General features: G+C 42.9%; 13 protein-coding genes. 7 read left to right on the top strand and 6 right to left on the bottom strand.

Translation table 11 applies throughout. The features are described 5' to 3' along the window. Positions 1-81 precede the first annotated feature (81 nt). Complete coding sequence (locus ABDD95_RS02610) at positions 82-894, top strand: SDR family oxidoreductase (protein ID WP_345950347.1); 813 nt, start codon at positions 82-84, stop codon at positions 892-894. Positions 895-973: 79 nt separating this feature from the next. Continuing rightward, a complete protein-coding gene (locus tag ABDD95_RS02605) occupies positions 974-2,197 on the top strand; it encodes a carboxypeptidase-like regulatory domain-containing protein (protein WP_345950346.1) in 1,224 nt (407 codons plus the stop codon). A gap of 67 nt (positions 2,198-2,264) precedes the next feature. On the opposite strand, the gene ABDD95_RS02600 is transcribed toward ABDD95_RS02605, so the two are convergent. Then, positions 2,265-4,799 carry an ATP-dependent Clp protease ATP-binding subunit gene (locus ABDD95_RS02600; protein WP_345950345.1) on the bottom strand — a complete coding sequence of 845 codons (2,535 nt, stop codon included), beginning with the start codon at positions 4,797-4,799 and terminating at the stop codon, positions 2,265-2,267. Positions 4,800-5,327: 528 nt separating this feature from the next. Between ABDD95_RS02600 and ettA the strand changes: the two genes are divergently transcribed. Continuing rightward, positions 5,328-7,010: an energy-dependent translational throttle protein EttA gene (ettA, locus tag ABDD95_RS02595; RefSeq protein ID WP_345950344.1), complete on the top strand. Its 1,683-nt coding sequence runs from the start codon at positions 5,328-5,330 to the stop codon at positions 7,008-7,010. A gap of 347 nt (positions 7,011-7,357) precedes the next feature. Here the strand turns inward: ettA and ABDD95_RS02590 are convergent, their stop codons facing one another. Then, positions 7,358-8,176, bottom strand: coding sequence for an alpha/beta hydrolase (locus ABDD95_RS02590; RefSeq protein ID WP_345950343.1), 819 nt, complete (start codon positions 8,174-8,176; stop codon positions 7,358-7,360). A gap of 246 nt (positions 8,177-8,422) precedes the next feature. On the opposite strand from ABDD95_RS02590, the gene ABDD95_RS02585 reads away from it, so the two are divergent. Further along, on the top strand, positions 8,423-9,613 hold the full coding sequence (locus ABDD95_RS02585) for a GAF domain-containing sensor histidine kinase (protein ID WP_345950342.1): 1,191 nt from the start codon (positions 8,423-8,425) through the stop codon (positions 9,611-9,613). Between the two features lie 192 nt (positions 9,614-9,805). Here ABDD95_RS02585 and ABDD95_RS02580 read toward each other — a convergent pair whose 3' ends face one another. After that, positions 9,806-10,348 carry a DUF922 domain-containing protein gene (locus tag ABDD95_RS02580; protein WP_345950341.1) on the bottom strand — a complete coding sequence of 181 codons (543 nt, stop codon included), beginning with the start codon at positions 10,346-10,348 and terminating at the stop codon, positions 9,806-9,808. Between the two features lie 348 nt (positions 10,349-10,696). Continuing rightward, a complete protein-coding gene (locus ABDD95_RS02575) occupies positions 10,697-12,340 on the bottom strand; it encodes an acyltransferase family protein (RefSeq protein WP_345950340.1) in 1,644 nt (547 codons plus the stop codon). A 221-nt stretch (positions 12,341-12,561) separates the two neighbouring features. Here ABDD95_RS02575 and ABDD95_RS02570 point away from each other — a divergent pair, with 221 nt between their 5' ends. Genes ABDD95_RS02570 through ABDD95_RS02560 form a run of 3 tightly spaced genes read left to right on the top strand, consistent with a single transcriptional unit; the run spans position 12,562 to position 14,102 of the window. Next, positions 12,562-13,035 carry a ribonuclease H-like YkuK family protein gene (locus ABDD95_RS02570; protein ID WP_345950339.1) on the top strand — a complete coding sequence of 158 codons (474 nt, stop codon included), beginning with the start codon at positions 12,562-12,564 and terminating at the stop codon, positions 13,033-13,035. A gap of 53 nt (positions 13,036-13,088) precedes the next feature. After that, entirely contained in the window at positions 13,089-13,616 is a 528-nt protein-coding gene (locus ABDD95_RS02565; RefSeq protein ID WP_345950338.1) for a TlpA disulfide reductase family protein, read from the top strand. An 18-nt stretch (positions 13,617-13,634) separates the two neighbouring features. Beyond that, positions 13,635-14,102 (top strand): SRPBCC family protein, encoded by a 468-nt coding sequence (locus ABDD95_RS02560; RefSeq protein WP_345950337.1) that lies wholly within the window; start codon positions 13,635-13,637, stop codon positions 14,100-14,102. Between the two features lie 221 nt (positions 14,103-14,323). On the opposite strand, the gene ABDD95_RS02555 is transcribed toward ABDD95_RS02560, so the two are convergent. Together ABDD95_RS02555 and ABDD95_RS02550 are read right to left on the bottom strand one after the other, a co-directional pair. Further along, positions 14,324-15,676: an acetylxylan esterase gene (locus ABDD95_RS02555; protein WP_345950336.1), complete on the bottom strand. Its 1,353-nt coding sequence runs from the start codon at positions 15,674-15,676 to the stop codon at positions 14,324-14,326. 10 nt (positions 15,677-15,686) lie between these two features. After that, the gene (locus tag ABDD95_RS02550) at positions 15,687-17,048 is read right to left on the bottom strand and encodes an acetylxylan esterase (RefSeq protein ID WP_345950335.1); all 1,362 of its coding nucleotides are present in this window, start codon (positions 17,046-17,048) and stop codon (positions 15,687-15,689) included. Positions 17,049-17,056 lie beyond the last annotated feature (8 nt).

Raw genomic sequence — 17,056 nt, 5'->3', positions numbered from 1 at the left:
CATAAACTGAGATTTATCGTTAAATAAATTTCTTTAAAATAATTTCTACCTTTACCACCCGATTAACAATTCGAAAACAACATGGCTTATAATTTATTACAAGGTAAAAAGGGAATCATTTTTGGCGCCCTTGATGAAAAATCAATTGCCTGGAAAACAGCCCAGCGCTGCAGAGCCGAAGGCGCTGAACTGGTTTTAACAAACGCCCCTATTGCCTTGCGCATGGGTACCATTAACCAACTGGCCGAAGAGGTAAACGCCCCCGTTATTCCGGCTGATGTTACCGTTACTGCCGATATTGAAAACCTGTTTACGCAGGCGCAAGAGCACTTTGGCGGTAAAATTGACTTTGTATTGCACTCTATAGGCATGAGCATTAATGTTCGTAAAGGCATTCATTATACCGAAAACAATTATGAGTTTACCCACAAGGGCATGGATATCTCGGCTTTAAGCTTACACCGTATATTACAGGTAGCCATGAAACAGGATGCCATTAGCGAGTGGGGATCAGTTGTCGCTTTATCATACATTGCTGCTCAACGTGTTTTCCCTGATTATAACGACATGGCCGATAACAAAGCAATGCTGGAAAGTATTGCCCGCAACTTTGGTTACCAGTATGGTGTAAAGAAAAACGTCCGTATCAACACTATTTCACAATCACCTACCCGTACTACTGCAGGTTCGGGCGTTAAAGGTTTTGATGGCTTTGTTGATTTTGCCGAAAAGATGAGTCCGCTTGGTAATGCCACTGCCGACCAGTGCGCCGACTATTGCGTCACCTTGTTCTCTGACCTTACCCGCATGGTAACTATGCAAAACCTTTTCCATGATGGTGGTTTCTCCTTTACCGGTGTTACACAGGCCATCATCGATCAAATGAATAAATAAATATCTCATATAAAAAAGCCATAGTTAACTATGGCTTTTTTTTGCCCTGATATAACTAATCATTTAGTTATATTTGAATATGCGAAGCATTCTAGTTATATGGTTACTTATCTTGCCTGCGTTAGCTCATGCCCAGTATACCATATCGGGAAACATCATTAACTTGTATGATAAAAAGCCTGTTGCAAAGGCAAGTGTTTTTTTGAGCAACACAACTATTGGCACTGCCTCAGCAGACGATGGTAGTTATTTGTTACGTAATGTGAAGCCTGGTCAGTATGACATGGTAATCACTGCCATTGGTTATGAAACCCTATACAAAACCATAAAAGTAGAGCAAACCCTTAACATACCTTACATTGAACTTACACCTAAGACGGTTGAACTAAACGCAGTTGTAGTTAAGCCAGATCCCGAATGGCAGAACAACTACCGGATTTTTAAAGACGAACTACTGGGTCCAAGCGATTATGCGTTGCAGTGTAAGATATTGAACCCGGAGATACTTGACTTAAATTTTGATAAGGCTAAACGTACATTAACTGCTTCCACCAACGATTATCTTGAAGTTGAGAATAAAGCGCTTGGTTATAAGCTTAAATATTTACTTACCAACTTTATTAAAGATTATCATACCGCTTCCCTTTATTACCAGGGCAATGTATTATTTATTCCTATGCAAGGGAAGCCTTCCCAAGTGCGCAAATGGTACAAGAACCGGCTCGAAGCTTATATGGGTTCTTCACAACATTATTTACGCTCATTATTGGGAAATCAACTAATGGAACAAGGGTTTCGAAGCATGCGATTAATTCGTAAGCCAAATCTTCAACGTCCACCTGATAGCTTAATACAAGCTAAGATTGCAAAATACGGGAGTGCCGCCATAAGCATTCATGGTAACAGTATTATTATGCAAAAAAAAGATTCTCTGGATTATTGGCTGGAAAGGAAGCGAATGCCTAAAATAGTTGAAACCCTGGTTACTGCCCAGTTAAATGTAGACAGTTTAATAAAGAAAACTGACCAAAAAGGAATATTTGCTATAGGCTTTCAGGACGTTCTGTATATAGTTTACAATAAAAAGAAGGGGCATAGTAATTATGACAAGCGGCCGCTCAATGCACCCGATTTTCCAACCAGCTTAATGAATTTCTCTGAGCCGTATGCCTTTTTTGATACAAACGGCATTATAGTCAATCCTACATCAGTTGTTTTTGAAGGCGATTGGGGAAGCGACCGATTAGCTAAACTCCTCCCCTATGATTATGACCCGAAGGAAAAAGAAAATGGAAAGCCTTAGCCTTCAAGTCCTCAAAAACAAAAACAGCCGCTTGGTAAGCGGCTGTTTCGTTATAATTGTTCTTGGATTAACCTTGCTGTTCTGCTTCCGGTGTTTTGTTTTCACCGCTGTTTTTAGCGGTTACTTTAATTTCGTTGGCTTCTTTGTCGAAGTCAACTTCCATTATATCACCTTCGGCCAGTTCACCTTTCAGAATTTCTTCTGCAATTGGGTCTTCGAGATATTTTTGAATAGCTCGTTTTAGCGGACGAGCACCAAAGTTTTCGTCGTAACCACGCTCGGCTATTACTTCTTTAGCATTCTCAGTCAACTCAATTTTGTAACCTAATCCGTTAATACGGCCAAACAATGCGGTTAACTCGATATCAATGATCTTGTAAATATTTTCTTTGGTTAAAGAGTTAAACACAATTACATCATCAATACGATTCAGGAATTCAGGAGCGAAAGCACGTTTCAATGCGTTCTCAATCACCCCTCTTGAGTGAGCATCAGCCTGGTTCACTTTAGCCGCAGTGCTGAAACCAACACCTTGTCCAAAATCTTTTAGCTGACGGGCACCTATGTTAGAGGTCATAATGATGATGGTATTTCTAAAATCCACCTTACGACCTAACGAATCAGTTAATTGACCTTCGTCCAATACCTGCAATAGGATGTTGAATACATCAGGGTGAGCTTTCTCAATCTCATCCAGCAGCACTACTGCATATGGTTTACGACGTACTTTTTCAGTCAACTGTCCGCCTTCTTCGTAACCTACGTAACCCGGAGGCGCACCCACTAAGCGTGACACGGCAAATTTTTCCATGTACTCGCTCATGTCAATCTGGATTAAAGCATCCTCTGTATCAAACATGAAGCGGGCAAGTTCTTTGGCTAACTCAGTTTTACCAACACCAGTTGGGCCTAAGAAGATAAATGAACCAATTGGTTTTTTAGGATCTTTCAGTCCGGCACGGGTACGTTGTATAGCCCGGGTCAGTTTTTTGATAGCATCATCCTGACCAATAATTTTGCCCTGTATGCTGGTACCCATGTTTAACAGCTTTTGGCTGTCGGCCTGGCCTACCTTCTGTACCGGTATGCCTGTCATCATGGCAACCACTTCAGCCACGTTATCTTCAGTTACCGTATAACGCTTAGACTTGGTTTCGGCTTCCCAAGCAGATTTTGCTTGTTCTAGCTCTTCCAGTAAATGTTTCTCGGTATCGCGTAGTTTAGCTGCTTCTTCATATTTCTGGCTGCGTACCACGCGGTTCTTTTCAACCTTAATCTGTTCGATCTTTTGCTCAATATCCAAAATGTTCTGTGGAACATGAATATTGGTTAAGTGAACACGTGAACCCGATTCATCTAAAGCATCAATTGCTTTGTCTGGCAAGAAGCGGTCGGTAATATACCTAGCCGTCAAGCTAACGCAGGCATTAATTGCTTCAGGTGTATAAGTCACACCGTGGTGCTCTTCATACTTATCCTTAATGCGTGTTAAAATTTCGATGGTTTCATCAGGCGAAGCCGGCTCTACCATTACCTTTTGGAAACGACGGTCTAAAGCGCCATCTTTTTCAATGTACTGACGGTATTCATCCAACGTTGTAGCGCCGATGCATTGGATCTCTCCGCGAGCCAAGGCCGGTTTAAACATGTTCGATGCATCCAAAGAACCTGATGCGCCACCAGCACCTACAATAGTATGGATCTCGTCAATGAAAAGGATAACATCCGGAGATTTTTCAAGCTCGTTCATTACCGCTTTCATACGCTCCTCAAACTGCCCGCGGTATTTAGTACCGGCAACCAATGAGGCCAGGTCTAAAGTAACTACCCGCTTGTTAAACAATACGCGTGATACTTTGCGTTGCACAATGCGCAAGGCTAAACCTTCGGCAATGGCCGATTTACCTACACCCGGTTCACCAATAAGGATTGGGTTGTTCTTTTTACGACGAGACAGGATTTGCGAAACCCGCTCAATTTCTTTTTCACGGCCTACAATAGGGTCCAGTTTACCTTCTTCGGCAGCTTTGGTTAAATCGCGGCCAAAATTGTCTAAAACCGGAGTTTTAGATTTAATATCTGATACCTTTTTAGGCTGGCTGAATGATTCTTCTTCTTTAAAATCATCATCGCCACCGGTTGATGAACCCGGCATTTCATCGGTTACATTCTTATGTGATTCTACTTCACCTTTAAAGATTTCGTAGTTCACGTTAAATTGCATAAGCAATTGTGAGGCAATGTTATCTTCATCGCGCAGAATAGACAATAGCAAGTGCTCAGTGCCTATAATATCGCTCTTAAATATTTTTGCTTCCAGATAAGTGATTTTTAACACCTTCTCTGCTTGTTTAGTTAAAGGAATGCTACCAATGTGAACATTGGTTCCGGTTGTACCCTTTACAGCATCTTCAACAGCGCGGCGAAGTTTGGCAGTATCCACATTTAAGCCTTTCAGCAATTTTATGGCTATTCCATCACCGTCGCGAATAAGTCCGAGTAACAGATGTTCCGTTCCTATATAGTCATGCCCAAGGCGAAGTGCCTCTTCCCTGCTATAGGAAATCACATCTTTAACACGTGGCGAAAATTTAGCTTCCATTTAGTACCTTTCTAAATTATTGAGTGAACATCCGAATGTATATCTTTTAGGGTACGCATGCGGAAGTAATATAATGTTATCAACAATATTGCCAACATTACCAGTCGGCGCATTCAAATTGTTAAATAAATGTAATCTGTACCCGTTTAGTCAAACTATATATGCTAAATCCAAATTTAACAGCTGTTATAACGTGTAATCTACTATAAATTACATTTGCAATGTAGTATTTGATTTAAATTAATTGTTAAAGTTTAACAATTAATTTTTTCGGCCGGCATAAACGTATTGGCAACATGCTATTTCGTCAGCAAGCACGACATTAAGACACAGAACACAACCTTTTATTTCCATATGTACGGTGCTACTTTAACTTAAGTTACATACATTTTTTCAAACTGTAGGTGCATGTAATTTATGGCAGTGTGCCTGTAATTGTAAACAAGACGATTCAGAATTTTAAGCTACTGTCTCTTTTTGTAATGCCAGCATTTTGCATCATATTTGAATTCCAATTACAGAAATGAAATGGCCGACGAAAAAATAATATTCTCAATGGCTGGTGTAAGCAAAATTTACCCGCCACAAAAACAAGTACTTAAAAATATATACCTGTCCTTCTTTTACGGCGCTAAGATTGGCGTTATCGGTTTGAACGGTTCGGGAAAATCATCCCTGCTTAAAATTATTGCCGGTCTCGACAAATCTATTCAGGGTGAAGTAGTTTTCTCACCCGGATACTCGGTGGGTTACCTGGCTCAGGAACCGCAGTTAGATCCTGAGAAAACCGTGCGCGAAGTTGTGGAGGAAGGTGTCGCCGAGATTACTTCCATCCTTAAGGAGTACGAAGACATCAACGAGAAATTTGGCTTACCGGAATACTATGAAGATGCCGACGCCATGGATAAGCTGATGGCACGCCAGGGCGAACTGCAGGATAAAATTGATGCGGTGAACGCATGGGAGTTGGACACCAAGCTGGAACGCGCCATGGACGCTCTACGCTGCCCCGATCCGGAAACTAAGATTGGTGTACTGTCGGGTGGTGAGCGCCGCCGAGTGGCTATGTGCCGCCTGCTGTTGCAGGAGCCGGATGTGCTTTTACTGGATGAGCCTACCAACCACCTGGATGCCGAGAGTATTGACTGGCTGGAGCAACACCTGAAACAATATAAAGGAACTGTTATAGCCGTAACGCACGACCGTTATTTCCTGGACAATGTTGCAGGATGGATTTTGGAATTGGATCGTGGCGAAGGTATCCCTTGGAAGGGTAACTACTCAAGCTGGTTAGATCAGAAAGCCAAGCGTTTGGCACAAGAGGAAAAAACTGAGAGCAAGCGCCAAAAAACGCTGGAGCGTGAGCTGGAATGGGTACGTATGGCACCCAAAGCCCGCCATGCCAAAGGTAAGGCCCGTATTGCCAATTACGAAAAACTGGCATCTGAGGAAACCAAGGAGCGCGAAGACAAACTAGAACTCTTTATTCCACCAGGCCCGCGGTTAGGCAATGTGGTAATTGAGGTAAATAACGTAACTAAAGCTTACGGCGACCGCGTACTGTTCGAAAACCTAAGCTTCTCGCTGCCACCGGCTGGCATAGTGGGTATTATTGGCCCTAACGGTGCCGGTAAAACTACGCTGTTTCGTTTAATAACCGGGCAGGAACAACCTGATGCAGGCGATTTCCGCGTAGGCGAAACAGTTAAACTGGGTTACGTTGACCAGATGCATGATGACTTAAAAGCCGATAAATCGGTTTGGGAAAACATTACCGATGGGCAGGAAACCATCCTGCTGGGTAATAAACCCGTAAACTCCCGTGCGTATGTATCTAAGTTTAACTTTAATGGCGGCGACCAGCAGAAGAAGATCGAAGTGCTATCGGGCGGTGAGCGCAACCGGGTGCATTTGGCTATTACGCTGAAAAAAGGCTCAAACGTACTATTGTTGGATGAGCCTACCAATGATATTGACGTCAACACACTGCGCGCACTGGAAGAAGCACTGGATAACTTTGGCGGCTGCGCAGTGATCATTAGTCACGACCGTTGGTTTCTGGATCGCGTTTGTACCCACATCCTAGCATTTGAAGGCGACTCGCAGGTATACTTCTTTGAAGGCAACTACAGTGAGTATGAAGAAAATCGCAAAAAGCGCCTGGGCGATGTAGCACCAAAACGCATTAAGTATAAAAAACTGGTAGGATAAAATTAAAGACAAGAGCTAGACTGAAGAACAACGCCCCGGTACACAGAAGAGTGATCGGGGTTTTGTTCTTGAGATGGTATCATTAGTATGGCCAGCGATAGGCGCATTGCGCCTTTTAGCATGTGATGCTAAAGCAGCGCGTTAATGTGCCGTATATTGATTGCAAATCTCAATACTTAGTATTCTAGAAAAATAGCTGTTGTTCGTAGACTTGCCTAACAGAGAGACCTTCTTAACCGGCTGATTCACCCGGAAAGAATTTCCAGTATGCGTTCGAGATAAAGGCTTGTTAAGACCGATATGCGCCTGGTGTTGGATAGAATGCGGTGCCTTCCACAACTAGCCAATTACTTCTTTTCCGTAATCTCCTTAGTTCTTCCCTGTATCAGTTTAACCAGCAATGGGAAAGCCGGTTCGGCCATGCCCACATGATCGAAACCCTGCAATTCGAACAGATGGGTTTGCTTATGACCAACATATTTCATCATACGTGCCAAATAGGCATTTTCTTCGTAGCGGCCTAGTAGCTCCAATTCGCGATCCCCGGTAATGAGCAGCATGGGCGGGGCATCGAGGCGTACGTGGTAAAGCGGAGCATACTCATCAATAATTGGCTGGGTATCTTGTATGCCGTGCTCCTGCCTTATAGTAAAGTGCGTAATGGCCTGTCCACTAAAGGGAATAAGCGCTGCAATGCGGTTAGCATCAATGTTATATTTTTGTAGGTATTTTTTATCCAACGTGACCATCATACCCAGGTAACCACCCGCCGAATGGCCCGATACAAACATTAGCCGGTTACTGCCGCCATATTGTTCGATGTGCTGAAACGCCCAAGCTATAGCAGCAGCAGCATCTTCAATATAAGCAGGTGCTTTTACGTTGGGCGATAAGCGGTACCCCACTCCAATTACAGCAAAACCTTTTTCCGTCAGTGCCTTAGGTATCTCTTTACTGCCACCAGTAATACCGCCGCCATGAAACCATAGTACGGTAGCAAAATTTTTCACCCCTTTAGGGTAATACAAGTCCAACCGGCATTGTGAGGCCCGGTAGGCGTCACCAGTGGTATCAGCGTAGTAAGCTATATTCTTCTGCGTTATATATACCGGTTCCGCCAGCGCCACTTTACTCACCAGCAACAGTAGAACGACTATCTCTTTCATTTAGGCAATGTAAAAAATATTTCAATACAGGCAGGTTACCGCTGCACATTTTAACAACCGCCATATTCACAATATTCCTAAATTAAGGTCTTTATCATTAAACTTGCTGATTTTGAGAATGTATATCCAAGTACAACTTCATACCAAAGAATAGTATTTGTAACAGATACGCTATTTAATTAATAGGAAATTTGTTTTTTCAGAAATAGATGTATCTTGGCTAGTAAATCACGCCTGCCATAACCTTTGAATACTCGCATTACTAATATCGAAGCTGATATCGAAACGCTAAGTCGTATATCGGCTGTGCCGTCTATTTTAGACGTAATCTGCCGTACCACGGGTATGGGCTTTGCCGCAGTGGCGCGCGTAACCGAAGATAGGTGGGTGGCTTGTGCCGTAAAAGACAATATATCGTTTGGGCTGCAGCCTGGCGGAGAATTAAAAGTAGAAACTACTATTTGCCATGAGATAAGGCAGCACCAGCAACCTGTTATTATTGATCATGTACTAACTGATACCCATTACGCCGACCACCATACGCCTGCCATGTATGGCTTTCAAAGCTACATTTCGGTACCTATTACGCTTAAAGACGGTAGTTTTTTTGGCACCCTGTGCGCCATTGACCCTAAGCCAGCCAAGGTGAACACGCCCGAAGTGCGCAAGATGTTTGACCTTTTTGCCGAACTGATTGCCTTTCACTTGCAAAGTGTAGAAGAATTGGCAAGCGCCCAGGCTAATTTAGCCGAAGAGCGCGAAACAGCCGAGCTTCGGGATCAGTTTATTGCCATATTGGGTCATGATTTACGCAATCCTATTGGCGCCATAAGCACCGTTGCACAAATGCTGCTACGTATGCCCCTGGAGGATCGGATAATGCGCCTGGCCAAAATTGTGCAAGACTCCAGCTTCCGGATCAAAGTTTTAATAGATAATATTCTTGATTTTGCCCGTGGCAGGCTGGGCGAGGGTATCAGCTTAAATTTACTCGAATACCAAAATTTTGCAAGCCTGTTAAACCAGGTAATTACGGAGTTACAATTGGTTTGGCCTGATCGTATTATTGAACCCGATTTTGAAATAACCGAACCGGTTACTTGTGATGGCGGCCGCATAGCACAGTTATTTTCGAACCTTTTGGCAAATGCACTTACCCATGGGCAACCCGATGCGCCGGTTAAGGTGCAAGCCATACAAAATGGTAAAGATGTCATACTATCGGTGCATAACCAGGGCAAACCCATACCCGATGCTGCCATGAAAAGACTATTTCAGCCGTTTGAAAGGGGTGAAGTTAAACCCGGGCAACAAGGACTGGGGCTGGGTTTATACATAGCCTCCGAAATTGCCAAAGCACATAACGGCACCTTAACAGCCAAATCATCGCCGGATGAAACCTGCTTCACCTTACGAATGCCTATTAGCAATACCTGATTACCTTTGCTTCTTACTACCTGGTTCCTGATCATGTGGAAAACGCGCACCCCTATCCGTACGCCTCCCCTGTTTATCCTTAAATAAAAAACAGCCGTTCGTAGTTAGGATAACTATCAGAAGAGCCATCACTACATGACTGCGTTTCAGTAACATCATCATATTTTCACATATTTTAATTTATGAACCAGATTACCTTCTAACCAGCGAAACACTTACTTCCTCCCGGTCGTAGGCTTCTAAATCTTTAAGCAGTGCTGCAATTTTCTGTTCCCATTCGCTTTGTTTGTCCTCTTTTAAGCTATGGTTAGTTTCCCGGTCGTAGGCATCCTGAAAGTTACCACATTCCTGCGTAATGTTACGGTAAATAATAGTTACCACAGCCTGCAGGGTAGCAGGCGTATATGTAGCTTCGACTATGCGTTTATAATAAAGCCGCTTGTACAATTCAGTAATATCAAAATGCCCTTGCTCATGACGAAGTAATCTTTCGGATGCTTTGTTCTTACTCCATGAGAGGCACGGGCTAAAAAAGCAGATCATTTTAGTTTCCAGCTCATTTTTGCTTACCCGCCACTCGCGTACAAAATTAGATCGTGTTCGTGCAGCAGCCAGATCATTTGCATTGGGTACTGCCTTAAAATCGTCCCAGGTCAGTTTTTTGTCGGCTCGCCATACAATACTGTCGCAGGATGGGGTTTGGGCCCGGCACAGCACGGGGCTTAACAATGTCACACTATATAAAAGGTATCTTAGCAATTGCATTAGGTATGTAAAAGCAAAATGCCCGTTTAGGTTTTAAACGGGTCGCCTTTATTTTTCGGAAGTAAGCGCTTGTGTTAAGATATAACAAAAGATATAAGCCTACAAATTCAAAAATCTTTTCATTACTGGGTTAGCCAGTATTTTACTGAGCATTAAATCAGCGCCATATTTGGTAAAGTGATTTTCATCGAACATATAAGGGTCGCCAAACTTAGATATCGGCAAGGGCTTTGCGTTATATAAATCGACGTAATTGCTGCCAAAATGCTGTTTTAAAAACTGGTTAGTGTTGTAGGCGGGCTCAGCGTTGTAATTATTCTATAAAACCATATTATACTGTAACTCCCTGGCTGCAACCACAGGGTAAGGTATAGTGTAGGTTTCGTTTTGACCAAGTATAACCACCCTTATATTATACTTTTTAAGGTAGGCCAGCGTATTTTCCAAGTTTTGTTCCAGGGCTTCCAAATTACCGTCTGGTGTATTGATCCAATTCGCACTAATAATTACACCATCAATTTTATCCTTGTTCTTGATCAGGTAATCGTGGTAGATGTAATTAATGATCTCAAAACACTTTGCCGCCCCGTTTTTTTGCAGTAAGGGGAGGCATGCTGTTGCTGACGCCTGTAGTATATTAACGTTGTGCGGTGCCAGCTTTTCCTTAAGCGACTGCGAGTATTGGGCGGCATGGCTATCGCCAATTAACAGTATATTTTTTTTGGTGTTTGAAAAAGCCAGACAGCTATCCTCGTTAAGTTTTTTATCACCAGGTTGTTTCACACCTAAATTAACAAAGCAACAGCCATCACTAAATTGCTTGTCGCGCGCCTTACCTGTTGAGCCTATCAGCTCTGTTACCTTAAGCGCCTCAGGTTTAAATAAAATCTTATTTACCGGAAGATATGCCAGGCAGCAGGTAATTACCAAGGCACCGCCGGCCACAATCCAAATTGGCTTGCTATTGTCATGCTTCCTAGCTTCGATGTACCGGTTAGATATGTAGGCTAATGCAACCGCTACAGCTATTGAAACAGCAACCGTTACCGCACTATGCTTTATGCCCCAGTATGCGGCTATAACGTATACCGGCCAGTGCCATAAATACAAAGAGTAGGATATAGTTCCCAAAAATTGCACTACCCGGCTCTTGATCAGAAAGAAATCGTTGTAGTTACAAATAAGCACTAAAAAGGTGAGTGTAACTGGCAAGGCCGTCATCTTTCCGGGCCAGGGCAACTTAGTATCGAGTTGATTAAAGCAAACCAAAATAGCAGTATAACATATTACGGCAACAATATTCTTCCACTTAAACCGCTGCACAAAAGGTTCGATAAAAAATGCTAAACCGCCAGCAAGCATCTCCCAGGCCCGGCTGGGCAACAGGTAAAAAGAGGCATTATTATTAATTTGAGTATACTTTACACCACCTATGAAGCCAGCCACGGTGGCAAGCCCAATAACTGCAAAAACCCTGTTTTTAGTCTTCAGTACTTTATAAAGGATAAACAAAGCTATTGGGTACAACAAGTAAAATTGCCACTCAACCGATAACGACCAGGTATGCAACAACATATTGGTCTCAGAAGATGGATTGAAATAACCAGAATGCTTCCAAAACCAGATATTGGAAAGGAACAGAATACTGGAGACAGCATTTTTTTGAAACGTCTGGTAATCTTCAGGAAAGTAGAAGAAGAAACACAAGAGCGTTAGTACCAGAATTAAACTGAGCAGTGCAGGCACAATTCGCTTCAGCCTTTTGTTATAAAACTCACCAAAAGAGAATGTTCCCCTTTCTAAATCGGTAATAACTATACGGCTCATTAAATAACCCGAAATAACGAAGAAGACATCTACTCCGGAGAAACCTCCTCCAAACTGAGGTACCTTGAAATGAAAAAGTATAACACCTATAACAGCTATTGCCCTAAGGGCATTAATATCGTATCTGAATTTCATTATATAGCGCTATACTTTGGGAGCAAGCAAGCAATCGTAAATATACGACTAATCTGCCAAAGCACTATTGCCGACGCATCGCTGATATGAAACTTCAAATAAGATGTTGACAACCAACACATTGTTAACAAATAAATCACTCGGGCGTAACGTTTATATAAATAAGTATCGCTTATTTTTATAGACCTAATTAAGGTCATCAAAAATTAACCATTAAATATATGACCTGGAGAAAATTTAGCGGTGAAATACTGCAAACCCCCATCTTAGAAGAAGTTGAGCATGCCATTGAGCGCGAAAACGCACTGGGCAACAAACTTAAAGTGTGCATTGGTACCGACTCGCAGGTGAAGGGCCTTGTTACCGATTTTGCAACCGTAATTGTTTTTTTACGTGAGCAACGCGGCGGCTTTATGTTTATACACCAGGAGCGCACCTCCAAAAAAATGAGCATTAAGGAACGTATGTTGAGCGAAGTTCAAAAATCGATAGACATTGCCTACAAGCTTTGCGATCTGCTCGATTTATATGAGGTAGACCTTGAAGTACATGCCGATATAAATACCAATCCCATGTTTAAATCGAACCAGGCACTGCATGAGGCCATGGGCTATATTTTAAGCATGGGCTTTGTGTTTAAAGCCAAGCCCGAAGCTTTTGCAAGCTCGTATTGTGCCAATAAAATGGTACATTAAGTTACGTTTGTATATGGCATTGCGTTTACCTAAATTGCGTAAAAGCACTTTGCATGAAAAAATTCTTAGTTATTGCTGCCCTCCTATTAGGCGCGACAGGCGTGAATGCGCAAACTGATGATGACGCCGCAACGCTTACCAAGGTGGGCCAGCAGTCGCCATTGTTTGAGTTTAACGCAGATAAGCAAAAAACAGCCTCTATTGATAGCTACAAAGGCAAAATAGTAATGCTTAACTTTTTTGCTACCTGGTGCCCGCCTTGCCGCATGGAGCTGCCCCGCGTGCAAAAGGAAATTTGGGATAAATACAAAGACAACCCCAAATTTGCGTTGATGGTATTTGGCCGCGAAGAAGGCTGGGATAAGGTATTGCCTTTTAAGACCGCCAATAATTATACGTTTAACATTTTGCCCGATGAAGGCAGAAAGGTGTTCAGCCTTTTTGCCAAGCAATCCATACCGCGTAATGTAATATTGGATGAAGAGGGTAAGATCATTTACCAGTCAACCGGGTACAGTGAGCAGGAGTTTAATAAACTGCTGGCCTTGTTAGACGCGCGATTAAAAAAACCGCAGCCCTAACAAAACCGTTAGTTAAGTATGAATACCTACGAACGACGCTGGGAGCAATTTATGCCCATCAGTTTGGATGAGGCCTGGAATTTTTTCTCGTCGCCGCTTAATTTGCAAAAGATCACCCCGGCCGACATGAAGTTCACGGTAACCTCACCGTACACCGCAGACACTAAAATGTACCCCGGCATGATTATCACTTACAAGGTATCGCCCGTATTGGGTATTAAACTTAACTGGATGACGGAGATTACCCACGTGCAGGATAAGGTATATTTTGTAGACGAGCAACGCTTTGGCCCGTATGCGTTATGGCACCATCAGCACCATTTTAAAGAAGTGCCAGGCGGCGTGTTAATGACAGATATTTTGAATTACGCCATTGGTTACGGCCCAGCCGGTATATTTGCCAATAAATTGCTGGTGAAAAATAAAATTGAACAGATTTTTAAGTACCGCGAGAAAGCAATTGAAAAGATGTTTGGCCTCTCCTAACTCCTGTTATTACTGAATGAAGAATGCTGAATTACAATTGCGCATTTACTAGTTTCTATGCATTTTCATAAAAAAACAATGTCATCCCAAACGATAGGGAGAACTCTTGTCGAACTGGTTAGGAAATCGCTTTTAAAAGATTTCTCGTTAGCACTCGGAACGACAGTATGGTTGGCCAGGAAATTATTTTCGAAGCCCTCCTACCTGGGTTGAGAGGCTTTCTAAAACATTCCAAATTCGTCCATCATCCAATTACTTAAATAACTGTAAATGGATGGTGGCACTTCGTGGGCCAGTTCAGGGAATACGAATAGTTTGTACTTAGCCTTGGTAATGTTGTTGATCATGGCATACTCGTTGGTTGGCGGCGCTAGATTATCAAGCAAACTAATACCGATAAGCGAGGGGCATTTAAGCTGGTCCGAAAAATTTTTGAGATCGTAATAATCCAGGTTATATAATATCGTATTTAGCGCAATTCTTCGTTTACGGCCATAATCCACAAAGCTTTTCATAGGCCACTCTTTGCTGCCCACAAGCCCCCTGTAATCACAAAACACCGGATTGTTTGATGAGCATAGCTTAACCCGCTTATCTAAACTGGCCAGTGCTATAGAAAGGTATCCGCCCATACTGGCGCCCGATACAATAATCTGACTCGAATCCAAATCCTTTCGCGAACTGATAAAATCGATAGCCCTGATGCAATCCAGTATAGCTCCTTTAAACACATATTTGTTCCGGTTCTCAACATCGGTAGTTACGTAAGCTTCGGTAGTGGTATGCACCACATCTCGGCTGTTACCATGACCACGTACGTTGAACGAAAACACAGCCATTTGCGGAGAGCCGTAAATAGGCTTTACCCCTTCGCCGCCATAGCCTGGCAATATCACCCAAACCGGGAACTTCTCTTTAGGCTTCCGGTCCTTAGGCAGCGTAAGCCATCCCCTAACCGTAATGTTGCCGTATGATTTGGCTTCTACCAAAAACACATTAGTATTCTTTTTGTCGGAATCGGGCTGGGCAGTAACTTTAAAGTTAGGCGCTATTTTGGCCAGGTCATTTTTAGCGGTGTTCCAAAATTCATCAAAATCGGCCGGCTTGCTGCTTTCCGATCTTATTTGCTGCGGGTTAATGCCAATTACACGGCGTATAGTATCATCATAATCGGTCACATTGAGCAAAATATTGACCTTATAAAACCCGGCCGATTGTGTTGGAAGACTTAGGTTATATTTAGCACTACTCTTTTTACCAATATTTACACTGATGGAGCTGCGGCTAATTTCTTTGTTGGCCGATGATAAAATAAGATAGCTCAAAGTGCCTTTTTGGTCTTCCTTTAAACCGTTCTTCACATCAACCTTGTATATAATACGCTCATTGCTTTGGTATAGCGCATCTTTTTTTGAGGGTTTGGCTTCCCAAACCACTTCTTCGGCATCGCGTAAGGCAACACTGCCGCTGTATGGATTAATTATAGATGCACAAACAAACGATGTGCTACATAACAGCAACAGCAGGCATGCTAGCAAACCTTTACCAACAAGTGTTTTAATAGCGTGTAACATCAAAATAAGACTAAAAAATTCCAAACTGGTCCATCATCCAATTGCTTAAATAAGTAAAAAGCGATGGCGGCACCTCATGTGCCAGTTCGGGGTAAACAAACAGCTTATACTTTTTCGATTCTATATTGTTCAACATAGCGTACTCATTAGCGGGCGGCGCCAGGTTATCCAGCAAACTAATACCAATGAGCGATTGACACTTCAAGTTATAAGAGAAGTTCTTCAGGTCGAAATAATCAAGCGTAGCGAATATTTTTTCCATAGGCAGGCGGTGTGCCTTGCTGTACTTCACAAAATCGCTCATGGGCCAGTCTTTGTTACCGGCCAGTGCACGATAATCGCAAAAAACAGGATTATTGGCTGAGCATAGTTTAATGCGGCTATCCAGGCTGGCAGCTGCAATAGCTAAATAGCCCCCCATGCTGCCGCCAGATATAATTACGTTGTTGGAGTCCAACTCCGGGCGCGAGCAAACAAAATCCATGGCGCGTATGCAATCCATTATGGCGCCCCGATATACATAGCGGTTACGGCTTTCAATATCGGTAGTCAGGTAACCTACTTTGGTGGTGCGCACTACATCGCTGCTGTTGCCCTGCCCGCGTACGTTGAATGACAATACGGCCAGTTCGGTTGAACCAAATATGGGTTTTACACCCACACCACCATAGCCAGGCACCACCAACCATACCGGAAACTTCTCGTTAGGCTTACGGTTCTTTTTGATGGTAAGCCAGCCTCTTACGGTGATATTCCCTAACGATTTGCCTTCAATAAGGTATACGCTGGTGTTGTCTTTTTCCAGGTTGGGCTGCTCGGTCATTTTAAACTGCGGCGCAACTTTGGCAAGCTCCTGTTTTGTAGATTCCCAAAAAGCATCAAAATCGGCAGGTTTGGCGTGCCCCGATTTAATCTGCTTTGGATCAACACCAACAACCCGGCGTATGGTATCATCATACTCGGTAACATTAATTATTACGTTAACCTTGTAAAAGCCGGCTTCCTGACCGGGCAGTTTCAGATCGAACCGCTTCGTGCTTTTTTTACCAATGTTTACGTTGATAGAACTTCGGCCGACCTCCTTATCATCAAAGGTTGATATGAGGCAGCTCAGCGTACCCTCCTGGTTCTCTTTGAGGCCATTCTTAACTTCAACGTTGTAAACTATCCGCTCATTTGCACCATAAATAGCTTCTTTTTTTGAAGGTTTGGCATCCCACGTTACCTCCTCTTCATCAATGGTAATGCTAATCGGTGCGGCTTTAATAGCCAGCCTCCCCTTTATGGGTTTTGAGACCGATACACTGCAAATAAGTAATAGCGCTCCTAACGAAACCCACCTGGCTAAACTTATTTTAGTTGTATTGAACATGTTATAGA

The organism is Mucilaginibacter sp. PAMB04274, from assembly GCF_039634385.2.
Lineage (GTDB): Bacteria > Bacteroidota > Bacteroidia > Sphingobacteriales > Sphingobacteriaceae > Mucilaginibacter.
This window is presented reverse-complemented; position numbering and strand designations above follow the sequence as displayed.

What these genes read in the sequence shown, in the direction of transcription:
- ABDD95_RS02600 (WP_345950345.1), bottom strand. Translation starts at nt 4,799, where the DNA reads ATGGAAGCTAAATTTTCGCCACGTGTTAAAGATGTGATTTCCTATAGC.
- ABDD95_RS02565 (WP_345950338.1), top strand. Translation starts at nt 13,089, where the DNA reads ATGAAAAAATTCTTAGTTATTGCTGCCCTCCTATTAGGCGCGACAGGC.
- ettA (WP_345950344.1), top strand. Translation starts at nt 5,328, where the DNA reads ATGGCCGACGAAAAAATAATATTCTCAATGGCTGGTGTAAGCAAAATT.
- ABDD95_RS02590 (WP_345950343.1), bottom strand. Translation starts at nt 8,176, where the DNA reads ATGAAAGAGATAGTCGTTCTACTGTTGCTGGTGAGTAAAGTGGCGCTG.
- ABDD95_RS02610 (WP_345950347.1), top strand. Translation starts at nt 82, where the DNA reads ATGGCTTATAATTTATTACAAGGTAAAAAGGGAATCATTTTTGGCGCC.
- ABDD95_RS02555 (WP_345950336.1), bottom strand. Translation starts at nt 15,676, where the DNA reads ATGTTACACGCTATTAAAACACTTGTTGGTAAAGGTTTGCTAGCATGC.
- ABDD95_RS02575 (WP_345950340.1), bottom strand. Translation starts at nt 12,340, where the DNA reads ATGAAATTCAGATACGATATTAATGCCCTTAGGGCAATAGCTGTTATA.
- ABDD95_RS02560 (WP_345950337.1), top strand. Translation starts at nt 13,635, where the DNA reads ATGAATACCTACGAACGACGCTGGGAGCAATTTATGCCCATCAGTTTG.
- ABDD95_RS02605 (WP_345950346.1), top strand. Translation starts at nt 974, where the DNA reads ATGCGAAGCATTCTAGTTATATGGTTACTTATCTTGCCTGCGTTAGCT.
- ABDD95_RS02570 (WP_345950339.1), top strand. Translation starts at nt 12,562, where the DNA reads ATGACCTGGAGAAAATTTAGCGGTGAAATACTGCAAACCCCCATCTTA.
- ABDD95_RS02550 (WP_345950335.1), bottom strand. Translation starts at nt 17,048, where the DNA reads ATGTTCAATACAACTAAAATAAGTTTAGCCAGGTGGGTTTCGTTAGGA.